The following is a 13,677-nucleotide window of genomic DNA, read 5'->3' on the forward strand; positions in this document are numbered from 1 at the left end:
CTTGCCGTCATTATCTTTATCTTCGTTAAATGTAATTACTGCAGCTTTAGGAGCTTCTGGTTGAGGATTGATAGGGTCTATAGCACCTTTTTCTATAGTAAGGTCGTCTGTGGATTTAGGACTCTCTAGATTAGTATTAGGATCTTTTACGAATACTTCGGCATTTAGCTTATCACCCTCTTTTATAGGTAGTTCTTTAATTGGATAACCGTTATCTAGTATATCTTGAGTAATAGGAACCTCTAAGTCTTTAACTAAAGGCGTTCCGTTTTGATCAACGATATTTATTACTAGCACGTCTCCTATCTTGCCACCGTCAGGTAGTTTAACTTCGGCTGTAGTAGTATTAGGATTTTCTTTATTCTCGTTGCCGTCTAGCTTGCCGTCATTATCTTTATCTTCGTTAAATGTAATTACTGCAGCTTTAGGAGCTTCTGGTTGAGGATTGATAGGGTTGTCCGGTGATCCGTCTTGCTCTCTAGATGAATTTGCAGGAAGAACATCAAAGGTTCTTAAATTATCTATTGTGTTATCTAGATCAGGAAATCCTTCAAAAACATTACTAATACTTCCTGATTTAGTAAATAACTCCTGAGTCAAACTTGCTCCAACGGCCAACAAGCCAGCATCGCCTCCAGCAGCAGTCTCCTCAAGAGTATTTAGTCCTTGTCCTTCAAGGATAGCTCTTTGAAGATCATTAATATCAGCAAGTACATTGCTATTAGAGCCTGAGTCTATTAAAGTTTCGTTCAAAGAGATCTCATCATTGCCCAATAATGTAATTTCTTTGCCGTCAAGTGTTGATATGACAGCCTTTGAGTCACCAGTTAAAGTAACAACTGTTTCTCCCACAAAAACCGTATCGCCCACATTTAAATTTCTCTCATTGCCTTGAGCATCTCTTGCGACAACTTGACCGGATAGCTGCTTTATAATTCCTAGTGTAGTAGCCATATTTATAATCCTTTTTGAATAAATTTTAAAAGGATTATACCTAAAATGACTTATAAGAAATATTGTACTTTGGTACAATAAAACAAATATTTTAAATAGCTTGGATTGGATATACAACAAGAAAGGCTCCAAAAAACATTAAGAACCAAATAATCTAATTTATAGAGATGCTAAAATTTATAACGATATTTCAAATTATAAAACGCATATTAGTGCTAAATTTATTACAATGTTAAATCTTATTTTAAACAAATACAAATTCTAAAGCGCAAAGAAATATGAAAATTAAATATTTGCTTAAAGCAACAATACAAATACTCAATAAAAATCATACCTTATTGAATACAGTTGCAATGTTTTTTAAATTAAAATTAAAGTATTTTTCTATTAAAGATAAAAGCGAGGAGTTGCCTCCCCGCTAAAATCAACTAAGCGTTTAGAATTTTTGGTTTAGAGAATGCTCTAATAGGTCTGATTGCGCCTTTGTACTTCTCAACTTGAACTAGGTTCGTATGAGCGACGTTGCTTTGAGCAAGCTTGCTTGTGCCTTTATCTTTTGTAAGCACGTTTACGCAACCGTGTTGGCAAAGGCTCTTCTTGCCCCAAACCTCAGGATCATACCAAGCTCCTTCGCAGATAATGATAACATCGTCTTGCGCTATATCACTTACGATTGCGCCCGCTAGAATTTCGCCGCGATCGTTAAATACTCTTACAATATCGCCGTCTTTAATACCTCTTTTTTCAGCTGCACTTTTACTTATATACATCGGCTCTCTACCGTTTACGGATGTATAATGTCTAACAACCGAGTTGTTTAGCTGCGAGTGAAGGCGGAAGCGTGAGTGCGGGGTGTTAAGAGCTAAAGGATATTTTTTAGCTATTTTTTCGTTTCCTAGCCACTCAAACGGCTCAAACCAAGCAGGGTGTCCCATGCAGTCATCATATCCCATTTTCGCGATAACAGGTGAGTAAATTTCGATCTTGCCCGATGGGGTTCCGAGTCTAAATTTGTTTGGATTTTCTCTAAAGTTTGCAAATCTGGTGAAATATTTTTTCTCGTCGTCTTTTTTATCAAATTTGACGTAGCCCTTCTCCCAGAACTCATCAAAGCTAGGCATCTTGTCATATCCAAGGCCTTTTGCTTGACTCATCGCGTCGGCATAAATTTCTTTCACCCATTCCATCTCGGTTTTGCCCTCGGTAAAGACCTCTTCCATGCCCCAGCGTTTGCAAATTCCTTTGCAAATTTCAAAGTCTGTTCTTGATTCGCCGGCAGGCTCAACAGCTTTTTTGATAGCAAATAGATACTCGCCCGTGCCGTTGCTTTGGTCTATATCGTTTCTCTCTGGCTCGATCGCCACCGGGAAAACAATATCTGACATCTTAGCCCCACCTGTCCAGTAAGGCTCTGCGGTGATAACAGTGTCAAATTTCTTCCACGCTTCAACCATACGGTTAATTTCCTGATGTCTTGTAAAGATCGATCCGCTCGCGCTAAACGCAACTCTCATGTGAGGAAGTTTCCATTTTGTTCCGTTTCTCTCCATCTCCATGCCTGGATTTAAAAGAGCGTCTGTCATACGGCTGTTTGGCATGATGTAGTTTTTATTTTTTACCCATGGGCTATCGGCTTTAGTGTATTTTTCGCTTGGGAATGAGCTTAGACCCTTAAGAACAGGAGCTATGTAAGTCTCATCACTTGTCTTATGTCCTTGGTCGCATGCCATAAATCCGCAACCCTCTTTTCCGATATGTCCAAGCATCGAAGCTAGAGTGATAAGCGCCCAGTAAGACTGCTCGCCGTGATCTTGTCTTTGGATAGCAAAGCCGCTTAGGATGATTGATTCGTTTTTAGCTAAAGATACGCAAAGCTCTTCTAGCTTTTTAACAGGAACGCGTGAAATTTTGCTTGCCCAAGCAAGATCTTTTACTACGCCGTCGGTTGTTCCCATGAAGTAATCTTTAAATTTATTAAAGCCGACTGTGTATTTTTTGATAAATTCCGCGTCATACAGGTTGTTTGTGTATAGATAGTGGCACATGCCTATCATCATCGCTGTATCAGTACCAGGAACTACGCCGATGAAGTCTGAGTTTAGATATCTGATAGTGTTGTTTTTGTATGTATCTACGGCGTAAATTTTCTTAGCACCGCTTGCGTTTGCCTCTTTTAGGGCTGTATAGTAGCGGTATGTCTCGTGTGTCGGAACGCCTACACCGATCTCGTTTGTAACAAGCGGATCGGTTCCCCAGAATACTAGAGTTTTAGCTGATTTTAGTATGGCTTCCCAGCGAGTTGGAGCTTCGTTTGGCTCGATAGTACCGATAACGTGAGGCATTACGACGTGGCCTGCACCGTAAGAGTAGTTGCCGTCTTCTGAAACAAATCCGCCAAGGATCGTTAGCATCCTTCTAGCTGTGGCTCTACCCCAGCTTACCTTACCGCTACCGCCCCACCAGTAGCACTCTCCGTAAATACTCTCAGGACCGTATTTATCGAAATTTTCTTTTAAAGCTTTTGCGGCAAGATCAAGAGCCGTATCCCAGTCAACTCTTACAAATTCCTCTTCGCCTCTAAGTTCAGGCTTATTTGGACCCTTTTTCTCAAGATAGCTCTTTCTCACTCAAGGATAAAGCACGCGGCTTTCGTTTTGGATAGCATCAGGGATCGCGTTATTTAAAGTAGTTGGAAATCTATCGCCCTCAAATGGCTCTATGCTTGTTATTTTACCGCTTACTACGTTTGCGTAAAATGGTCCGAATCTATTTGCGCAAAACACTTTTCTTTGATCAAAAAGCGTTTTTGAGGCATTTGCCATGCTATTTGCCTGAAGGCTTACGCCGGCTAAAGCGCTCAGTTTTAAAAAACTTCTTCTCTTCATATTTTCTCCCTTTTAAGAAATTTGTGGTTGTTTAATTATCTAAATTTAAAATTTGACCGTTATTGAACATCTTTTGCATTGTGCTGCAAATATTTTATAATCGCACTCTTATCGGCATCTTCAAGACCGACAAAGCCCGAGCTTATCATACTTTCTATTTGAGATGGCCATTGATTGACAGTATAAGAATTTGGTTCGTGCAAGATATGGCACGCAGAGCAGCTTTGCTCAAATAAATTTTTGGCATTGTTGTAAAGCGGCTCAGGATCGGTAGTTAAATTTTCGCTTGAGATCTCAAATTTAAACTCGGCCTTAAGCCAAACTTCACCGTAGTCATCCTCTGTCTTTTCTAAAATTTTGACATAAGGGTTACTGCTGCCTTCATAGCTTGCATTTCCCACATATGTCTCAAATACTACGAATTCTTCTCCAAGTGCGGGGCTTTTAACAAGCTTTTCCTGATAGCCCTCTTGAACAAAACCGGTTACTGAAACCTCGGTCTTATCGCCGTTTGCCTTTATAATCTCAACAGGCGTTAATATCCTAGCAAAGCCTATATGCTTGCCGTCTTTGGCGATCTCTTCGCTGTTTTTAACATAGGCCGTTTGAGCAAATAAACAGCCGCTTAAAATCGCCGAAAGTAAAAATGCTTTTTTCATACCGATAAGCTCCTTTAAATTTAATTATCAACTTGACTTAAAATCAAGCTTTTTTCATAATAGTCGATATAAGCTTAATGGCTTGTTAAAAGAAGTATTAATTTTTGAGTTAAACCTTAAATAAAAAATTAAATATTCTATGAAAGTATATTTAATTATATTGTTTTAAAATACGCTATTTTTGACCTATTTTCATTATTTTTGTGCAAATTTAAGTCTTAAGATTTACATATCAAATTTTAAATTTTTATTCTATAAATGTGTAAAATAGTAACAGTTAATGTAGCTTAAATTTTATTAAGATTTATTATAAATTATAAAATAGCTAATTAGATAATATTATATTATGATTATTTTCACAAGCAGAATAGATCAATAAATTTACAACATAAACAACCATAAAGTAAAATTTACATCCACTAAAGTTTCATACTGCTACAAAAATATCTTACAGTGCCATTTACGGTTTTAGTAAATTTCTATCTTTTAGTTCATTGATTTACTCAACTATATTTTACATATTAAGCACATAATAGACACACCTATACTTGCGTCAAGTAGCCTGAACCTAAAACTGCACCTTATAAGGTTTATCGACTAATAATCCCTCTTTCCTCATCTTTTCTCTATCTATATTATGAAATTTAATAGTAGGAAATACGGTTTGTATATGTCCCCTAAATTCATTCTTTATCATATCTAAGACCTGTTGATTTGATTTATCATCACCCTTGAATAGATCTTTATTGCGAATGTTATAGCTATATTCATAGTATATGACGATCAGACCGGGTTTTCCGTCAGCTTGATATATACTACAATATGTTTCATACTCCTCAGTCCAAATTGCACCCCACATATCTTTTTTGTCTATTTCATAGTAATTAAAGGGAGTGCTAGCATGAAAGCTTCTACACTTTACTCCGTCTATATAATCAAGATACCCCTCTTTATATGTTCTTGCGTATTTTTTATTGTAATACTTCTGATTAGGATTTGTCTTTGCACTCTTTTCAAATGCGTCGATATTTTCTTTTTTAAGATACTCTTCAGCTTCAAATGTATTAAGACTATCGGTCTTAATCCTGATAAATGCAACCATAACATCCTGAATTCCCCATCTTAAATGCAAAATATTAGCAAGGCTTCCAGAAGACCCTTGTGGTCTTATATTGGTTTTAAGAGGTCCCATTAAAGAAAACAGCCTATCCTTAGAATAAATTCTAGCCATATCATCCATATATATCAGCTTAACTTCATCCGACGAATCATATACAACAAAACATCCTGTAAACAAAAAACCAAAGATTATAAGTATCGCTACTCTCCTAAATAACCACATCTTACATCTCCTTCAGTTGTTTTTTCATAATGTTGGCATATATACAAGCTATGCGGTGAATCGTCTGTAAGTAATTTAACCGCATTTTTTAGATTTACCCTATCTAAAATATCTTTACACTATCCTTCTAACATTAATCACTCTTTATTATTTTAATTCTAAATCAATTTAATCCAATAATGGCTTAAATTTTGCTACATAAATTTATAATTTGCTACATTTTTTAAGCTAATTTTAATAAAATGAGATTGTAAAATGAAAATTTCAAAATGTCGTATTTGGAGATTTTGGTGTCAAGAGAGAGACTTGAACTCTCGACCTCCGGCTTATGAGACCAGCGCTCTAACCAGCTGAGCTACCTTGACACATATAGAAGAATTGCGAATTATATTACACCGTTGCTTATATATAGATAAATTTACAAGACCACACTTTGATATAAAACAAGAAGTCAAAATTTGCCCTTGGTTTCTAAAAAAACAACTATAGTATTTTAAGTCTATATTAGCCACACGATTTAAGCAAAATACAGCTATTTTATTTAAATACATTTTAAATTTATAAATTTTTTGCTAAAATCACATTTTCAAATAGACAGGTGTCCGAGTGGTTGAAGGAGCACGCCTGGAACGCGTGTAAGGTTAATAGCCTTCGTGGGTTCAAATCCCATCCTGTCTGCCATTATTTTTAAGCATCCACAAAACAACAAATTCCCGACTTTTAAAGTCAAAAAATGACAAAATAACACTAACTCTAAAATATCTCACAATTAATATAATTACTCTTGATTGAGTTACAAACAACTTAAACAAATCAAATTTTATAACTAAAAACTAATAATATATGCTATTTTATAATTATTATAAAACTTCTGTTTATTAAATATTTAATTTTTTATAAGAAAAAATTTACTAAAATCAAAAATCAGCTTTATTGATAAAGCGAGTTACATAATCAAAACTCATAAAGGCACTCGGATGTTTTTTAAAAGCAAAAACATAAAAGAAAATCAAATTTTACAAGATAAAATTAACAAATTAGAGATTAAAAATAACAAACTAACAAGCGAGATTAACGCCCTAAAAGAGCAAATTTTAATGGCAAAAACGACTAATAAAAATTTGCTAGCTAAAACAATGATTCAGGGTACAAAAACAAGCATGTTATCTATCCAAAAAGATATCGACGAGCTTACTCGCATCAAGGATATTTCAAAAAACAATGTAAAAAATACCCAACTAATTGACAAGCTGCAAGCAGATTCGACTAATATAATAAACTCGATTTCACATATAGCCGAGTCTTCAAACAGATCTCGAGCAACAGCCGAGGCTCTTCATAAAAGTGTCGATGAGATCACAAATGTTATAAATTTGATTAAAGATATCTCGGATCAGACGAATTTGCTGGCTCTAAATGCCGCCATAGAAGCAGCTCGTGCAGGAGAGCATGGACGAGGATTTGCGGTAGTTGCCGATGAAGTAAGAAAGCTTGCCGAACGCACTCAAAAGGCTACGGCAGAAGTTGAAATGAACGTAAATTTGCTTAAGCAAAATGCAAATGATATGTTTACTCAGAGCGAAGAAGTGGAAAAAATTTCACTTGACTCAAACGAGAGTATATACCGCTTTCAAGGCTCCTTTGGCGAGCTTAAAGAGGAGTTAAACAAAATTCAAAAAGAAACTGAAAATTTGTATTACGAGCTTTTTATCGCACTGGCAAAGACCGATCACGTCGTGTTTAAAGTAAACGGCTATGAGAAAATTTCAAAACGAGATCAAGAAAAAATGAGCGATCATCATAGCTGCAGACTTGGCAAATGGTATCAAGGCGACGGCAAGGAAATTTTTGGCTCAAGCGAGATATTTAAGCAGCTTGATAAGCCTCACTCCAAAGTTCATAAGCTCATCAACGATTCGTTAGCTATAGATAGCGACGAGAGTCTGATCGCACAAAATTTCCAAAAAGCAGAAGAAGCATCGCAAACTCTATTTAGCTTATTTGATAAAATGCTTAAAGAGAGGCTTCATCAGCTTAATTGATTTACGCTTGCCAAACCCGCACGGCATGAAAGCGAATTCGTAAATTTAACTCCAAAAAAACTACAATCAATTTACACTTAAAATTTTAGGTAAAGGATGAGCTATGCCAAGACCTACCACAAAAGACGATCTGATCTCGCTTGCGAATGGAAATTTTATTAAGCTTTTTGATCTTATCGAATCTATGAGCGCAGAAGAGCAGGAGATGAAATTTAACTTTGAAGATAGAGATAAAAATACATCTTTACGAGTGGCATGTTTTGCTTTTAAATTTCATCAGATCAAATCAAAATTCAAAAGAGATAAAGCCGTTTTTACCGCATCCTTACAACTGAAGAACATATCCGAAGATGAATATAAAATTTGGCAAAAACACCAAAACACACCACTTGATACAGCTAAAATTTTGCTAAAAAATAGCCACAAAGAGGCTATGAAAGCAGTTGATAAATTCAGCGATGAAGAGCTTTTACTAAAGGCAAATTTGCCTATACTCTTGGCTCTACGCTTGGAAGTTACTGTATATCAGCCACCTCTTCACACTATGATTGGGCAATAAAGAAGATAAAAAAGCACAAAAAGAGTTTTAAGAAGCTATAAGTACAAAGCCAGGCAAATCAACTTATACAAACATCAAAAACAAAAACACGCCTAAAATAAGTCTATAAACAACAAAAGGAAGCATACTCATCTTAGAGATAATCACCATAAACAATTTCACGCACAGATAAGCACTTACTGCACTTACAGCCATCGCTATAGCAAGATCTCCCCAAGCGACCGCCTCTTTAAGTCTTACAAGCTTAACCGCTTCAAGTCCGCCCGCAAGCAAGATAACAGGTATAGACATAAGAAAAGAGAAATTTGCACTTCCTGTTCTGCTAAATCCTAAAAATAGCGCCGCGCTCATAGTAATGCCCGAGCGAGAAACACCCGGAATAAGAGCTAAAATTTGAGCCGCACCGATGATAAGAGCAAGTTTAATCGTCATATCATATTCGCTTTTTAAGCCGTGATTTTTATCTGCAAAATAAAGCACGACACCAAAAAATATAGTCGTAAATGCTATGACAATGCCGCTTCTTGCGTAATTTTCGATAAAATCATTCAAGAGTAAGCCCGCAAGCCCCACAGGGATCGTCGCAAATCCGACCGACCAGACAAGCGCACTATCGCCAACTTTTTTGCGCTCCTTAATAGAAGCAAAAAAGTCGCTTAAAAGCGACAATATCCTATCTTTGAAATAAAACAAAATCGCCGCAAGAGTGCCTACATGCACCGCCACGTCAAAGGCAAGCCCCTGATCGCTCCAGCCTAGCAGTTTTGGTACCAGCACGAGGTGAGCGGAGCTTGATATGGGCAAAAACTCGCTTATGCCTTGAATGAGTGCAAGCAAGATGATATGTGAAATTTCCATTAAAGGCCTCTCTTTTCTAAAATTTCACCGAATACTTTAGCTTCAAATTTCACTTAACGGCTTGCATAGCAAATTTACAAAGCTTTTCAGGGTTAAATCCAAAATGCTCAAACAGCATTTCAGCCTTGCCGCTTTCGCCAAAAGTTTGCATTCCATACACAATATCGGCGAACTTATACCACTCCATCGCGGTTGCAGCTTCAACGGCTATGATTTTGGTGTTTGGATCTAAAATTTTATCCACATACTCTTTAGGCTGCTTGCAAAGCAGATCAAAACAAGGCGCAGAAACTACGTTTGCACTTACGCCGTTTTCTTTGAGTAAATTTGCAGCTTTTACACACAAGCTCACTTCGCTACCGCTTGATACAAATGTGATTTTGGCATTTGGCTCTGATTTAAGAAGATAAGCTCCGTTTTCAACGCTACCGAATTCTCCGCTTTGCAGAGGATCAAGTCCCTGACGAGAACACACAAACGCGCAAGGAGCGCTTAAATTTAAAGCGACTTGCCAGCATTTGGCATTTTCATTACCATCGGCAGGACGGAATGTGTAAAAATTCGGCATAGCTCTAAACTGACTTAGTTGCTCTATAGGCTGATGAGTAGGTCCGTCTTCGCCCACGCCGATACTATCGTGAGTGAAAACAAAAAAGTGTTTAATGCCCATAAGTGCGGCTATCCTAGCACTTGGCTTGAGATAGTCGCTAAATATAAAAAATGTCGCCGAAAACGGCAAAAATAGTCCGTATCTGGCAAAGGCGTTATTTATCGCAGCCATTGCATGCTCGCGAATTCCGTAGTGGATATTGCGACCGTTTGGAAAATCGCCCATGCCTTTTAATTCGGTCTTGTTTGAAGGTGCTAAATCAGCGCTTCCGCCGATAAATCCCGGCAAGACTTTGGCGATCTCGTTCATGATTACGCCGTTGCTATCCCTTGTGGCTACTTTTTTATCGGTAAAATCAGGGAAATTTATCTTTGAAAAATCAGGATTTAAAAGCGAATTTAAAATTTTCTTGCTATCCGCGCTTAATTTTTCTATCTGTTTATTCCATAAAGCCTCTGCCAAATCGCCTTTTTCCACAGCGGCTCTAAATCTAAAAAGCACGTCTTCATCTATGGCAAATTTTGCCTCTGGGTCAAATCCCGCAGCCGTTTTTGCCGCCTTGATCACATCTTCACCAAGCGGTGCGCCGTGGCTATGATGACTTCCTTCAAGCTCGCCCGCACCCTTTGCGATGCGAGTGTTTGCGATAATGAGATAAGGACACTCCTTCTCCTTTGCCTGCTCGAGCGCGAACTCTATCTCATCATAATCATGCCCGTTGATACGGGCCACGTCCCAGCCTTGGGCTTCAAAGCGCGCCTTTACGTCCTCGCTCCATGCTATAGAAGTGTCGCCTTCGATAGTTATGTTGTTTGAGTCGTAAATCACGACTAAATTATCAAGCTTTAAATTTCCGGCTATCGCACACGCTTCATAGCTTATGCCCTCTTGCAAATCCCCGTCACCGCAAAGACAATACACCTTATGATTTATTACCTCGTTATCAGGCAAATTTAGCAAATTCGCAGCATATTTTGCAGCCATAGCAAACCCAACCGCATTAGCGATCCCTTGTCCAAGAGGGCCGGTTGCCACTTCAACGCCTTTTGTGTGAATTTCAGGGTGTCCCGGCGTAAGAGAGCCGAGCTGACGGAAATTTTTAAGCTCGTCAAGGCTTAGATCATATCCGCTTAGATGTAAAAAGCTATAAACCAAACTGCTTGCATGCCCACCGCTAAAAACAAGCCTATCGCGATTAAGCCAGTTTGGATTTTTTGGATTGTGATTTAAAAATTTCATAAGCACGACCATGATATCCGCTAGCCCCATCGGCGCTCCCGGGTGGCCGCTATTTGCCTTTTGAACCATATCCGCACATAAAAATCTTATAGTGTCCGCTTGTTTTTTTAACATCTTAATTCCCTTCTTAAAATTAACGCAAATGCTTATCTATCAAATTTAAGATCATCTCGCCCAATTTAGGCTCAAATTCCCTTAAATCGTCTTGAATTTTATCTATCATTTTGTTTTTTGTCTCTATGGCTTCTTTGATGCCGAGTAAATTTGTAAATGAGTTTTTCATGCCGTCATTTCCGGTAGGCTTGCCCGCTTCATTTGCACTCGTAGTGGCATCGATGATATCATCTTGAATTTGAAATGCAAGACCTAGGTCAAGTCCGATTTGATAAATTTTCTCGCACACCTCATCACTCATCTGAGCTATTACGCAGCCTGCTTTTAAGCTAGCGGCGATTAGCTTTGCGGTTTTATGGATATGCAAGAAAGTAAGCTCCTCTAAATTTAGCAGCCTGTCCGCCACTTTAAATTTCTCTCTCACGGCTTTTGCTTTTTGGCTCATTTCAAAAAAGCAATCAATCGCCTGCCCCAAAACCATGCCCGATACGCCTGCGTTTAGCGATAAAATTTCAACGCATTTTAAAGCTGTTTTAGGATCTAAATTCGCCTTTGAAATTTGATAAAAGGCGTGAGTATTTAAGCCGTCTCCAACCAAAATCGCCGTTACGTCGTCGTATTTAACATGCAATGTAGGCTTTCCGCGTCTAAGGTCTGAATCATCCATCAAAGGCAGATCATCATGCACAAGCGAATATGTATGCATAAGCTCAAATCCCAAAGCCACGTCAAATGCGCTCTTTAGCATCTCAGGCTTTAGTGCATTTACTACGCCAAGCACAAGCATAGCTCGAAAATGCTTGCCTCCCGCAAGAAGCATATATTTTAAAGCTTCATCGAAATTTGGATGAAAACTAGGTGCACTTGGCAAATTTTCTCGTAAAAAAGACTTAAATTCCTCTAGTAAATTTTCGCTTCTCATCATCTTGCTTTATAGAAAAAATCAAATCCGTTTCGCCTAAACAGCAAGATATGCTCGGCGCTGTTTTTTGATGTTAGCTTGATGGCGTCGTTGCGATTTTTCACTTGATTTTTACCAACTTGTATCAGCTTATCGCCTGTTTTGATGCCGAAATTTGCGGCTTTTGAGCCTTCATCTACCTTCTTAACGTTTAGCTGTCCGTCAAGAGTTATGCCTTGCGTTTTGAAAAAATCATTAGTCGTATTTGCCTGCTTTATCTCTTTTGTCTCTTGGCTCTTAACATCAGGCTTCATCTCATCTTTGGATTTTTTATCTTTTGCACCAACCGAGTCCGAAACGGCTATGTTAAATCTTTCGACAACTCCGTCGCGCATAATCTCAAAAGTTAAAATTTCGCTCTTTTTAGCAAATAAAATTCTCTCATTTAGCTCTCTTAGGGTTTTAAATTTCTCTTTATTTATAGATAAAATTTCATCTTTTGTCATGAGAGCTTGACCTCTCCCGAGCTGCTCTACGCTTTTTACGTAAAATTTGCCGTCCATTGCCTCGAAGATAGCCCCGACATCGCCGTAATAAACATCTGGATAAGCTATAAAGTGTCTTAAGTATCTATTCGGGACAAATTTGTTTCCGCCCACGCTAATGCCTCTTAGGTTGCAGCATGCCGATAGCACGGCTGTAGTATCATTTACGTCAAAAGTAAGCGTATCAAGCTCGCCAAGCCTTTCTCCAAGAGATTTGACGTGCCCGTAAACGGTTGAGTTGATATCCTTTGTAACACTCACCCAATCGCTTTTTTTAGTTCTATTATCCTCGCTCATCTTGATAGGATCAAGGCTCACATCCGAAGCGACCAGATAAAGCCCTAAAAAAGGATCAAATTTTATGTAGTTTCTAAGCGGCATCTCATCTTTTTTTACAACCGCGATTAGATTGGGGCTAAGTGCGATGCCTTCATGACCTGCGACATTTACTATACTTGGGAGGTTTTTTTCGTAGCAGGCGTTAAAATCATCTTGAGTCGGGCGCGGTGCGCTAAAAGCCAATGCACATAAAGATATGAGAAATAAAATTTTTCTCATTTGCCGTCCATTCCCGCAAATCCGCCAAGCATCTTTGCGGCAAGATGCCTTTTATCATCCTCGACCATTTTCATCACGTCATTTACCGCGCTAATCAGTAAAATCTGCAAACTCTCCTTATCTTCAAGCAAACTATCGTCTATCGTGATGTCAAGCAGTTCGCCCTTGCCGTTTGCTTTGACGCTGATAAGTCCGCCACCGCTTTTTACGCTAAATTCTCTGCTTGAAGTCTCATTTTCAAGCTCGCGCGCCTTTTTTTGAACCTCTTCAAGCATATGGTTCATTTTCGATAAATCAAGTCCTTCAAACATAAAAAATCCTTTTCAATTTTGCTTGATTATAACAAATTTGAGCTTATATAATTTTTTCAAACAGCTTGCAAGCTAAGCGTAAAATCAAAATTTATGAGCT

The 13,677-nt window shown here is 38.1% G+C and carries 9 protein-coding genes, 2 tRNA genes and 3 pseudogenes; 4 read left to right on the plus strand and 10 right to left on the minus strand.

Annotated elements, in window-relative coordinates; all coding sequences use genetic code 11:
• The 5 genes and pseudogenes from ACHJH3_RS08905 to ACHJH3_RS08925 all read right to left on the minus strand — a co-directional run.
• On the minus strand, positions 1-954 hold a 954-nt coding region (locus ACHJH3_RS08905; protein WP_407064528.1), incomplete at its 3' end, for a retention module-containing protein.
• 428 nt (positions 955-1,382) lie between these two features.
• A pseudogene (locus ACHJH3_RS08910) lies at positions 1,383-3,839 on the minus strand (molybdopterin-dependent oxidoreductase).
• A 59-nt stretch (positions 3,840-3,898) separates the two neighbouring features.
• Positions 3,899-4,498, minus strand: a complete 600-nt coding sequence (locus ACHJH3_RS08915) for a hypothetical protein (RefSeq protein ID WP_407064529.1) — start codon at positions 4,496-4,498, stop codon at positions 3,899-3,901.
• A gap of 568 nt (positions 4,499-5,066) precedes the next feature.
• Positions 5,067-5,840, minus strand: a complete 774-nt coding sequence (locus tag ACHJH3_RS08920) for a hypothetical protein (RefSeq protein ID WP_407064530.1) — start codon at positions 5,838-5,840, stop codon at positions 5,067-5,069.
• 288 nt (positions 5,841-6,128) lie between these two features.
• Positions 6,129-6,205 (minus strand) — tRNA-Met (locus ACHJH3_RS08925).
• A 227-nt stretch (positions 6,206-6,432) separates the two neighbouring features.
• Between ACHJH3_RS08925 and ACHJH3_RS08930 the strand changes: the two genes are divergently transcribed.
• From ACHJH3_RS08930 to ACHJH3_RS11315, 4 genes and pseudogenes are all read left to right on the plus strand, one after another.
• Positions 6,433-6,521: transfer RNA gene (locus ACHJH3_RS08930), tRNA-Ser, on the plus strand.
• A gap of 689 nt (positions 6,522-7,210) precedes the next feature.
• Positions 7,211-7,474 (plus strand): annotated as a pseudogene (locus ACHJH3_RS08935) (methyl-accepting chemotaxis protein); the annotation flags it as partial.
• A gap of 102 nt (positions 7,475-7,576) precedes the next feature.
• A complete protein-coding gene (locus tag ACHJH3_RS08940) occupies positions 7,577-7,882 on the plus strand; it encodes a CZB domain-containing protein (protein WP_407064588.1) in 306 nt (101 codons plus the stop codon).
• A 103-nt stretch (positions 7,883-7,985) separates the two neighbouring features.
• Positions 7,986-8,482 (plus strand): annotated as a pseudogene (locus tag ACHJH3_RS11315) (ClbS/DfsB family four-helix bundle protein).
• A 22-nt stretch (positions 8,483-8,504) separates the two neighbouring features.
• Here the strand turns inward: ACHJH3_RS11315 and ACHJH3_RS08955 are convergent.
• From ACHJH3_RS08955 to ACHJH3_RS08975, 5 genes are read right to left on the minus strand one after another with little or no spacing between them, the layout of a single operon-like run.
• Positions 8,505-9,299 carry an undecaprenyl-diphosphate phosphatase gene (locus ACHJH3_RS08955; protein WP_407064532.1) on the minus strand — a complete coding sequence of 265 codons (795 nt, stop codon included), beginning with the start codon at positions 9,297-9,299 and terminating at the stop codon, positions 8,505-8,507.
• 49 nt (positions 9,300-9,348) lie between these two features.
• On the minus strand, positions 9,349-11,262 hold the full coding sequence (gene tkt, locus ACHJH3_RS08960) for a transketolase (protein ID WP_407064533.1): 1,914 nt from the start codon (positions 11,260-11,262) through the stop codon (positions 9,349-9,351).
• A 19-nt stretch (positions 11,263-11,281) separates the two neighbouring features.
• On the minus strand, positions 11,282-12,184 hold the full coding sequence (locus ACHJH3_RS08965) for a polyprenyl synthetase family protein (protein WP_407064534.1): 903 nt from the start codon (positions 12,182-12,184) through the stop codon (positions 11,282-11,284).
• The gene (locus ACHJH3_RS08970) at positions 12,184-13,266 is read right to left on the minus strand and encodes a DUF7488 domain-containing protein (RefSeq protein ID WP_407064535.1); all 1,083 of its coding nucleotides are present in this window, start codon (positions 13,264-13,266) and stop codon (positions 12,184-12,186) included. Before ACHJH3_RS08970 ends, ACHJH3_RS08965 begins: the two co-directional genes overlap by 1 nt.
• Positions 13,263-13,577 (minus strand): YbaB/EbfC family nucleoid-associated protein, encoded by a 315-nt coding sequence (locus ACHJH3_RS08975; protein ID WP_407064536.1) that lies wholly within the window; start codon positions 13,575-13,577, stop codon positions 13,263-13,265. The genes ACHJH3_RS08970 and ACHJH3_RS08975 overlap by 4 nt, the downstream gene beginning before the upstream one ends.
• Positions 13,578-13,677: the final 100 nt, after the last annotated feature.

It is taken from the genome of Campylobacter canis, from assembly GCF_045504005.1.
In the GTDB taxonomy this organism is placed as follows: Bacteria; Campylobacterota; Campylobacteria; order Campylobacterales; family Campylobacteraceae; genus Campylobacter_A; species Campylobacter_A canis.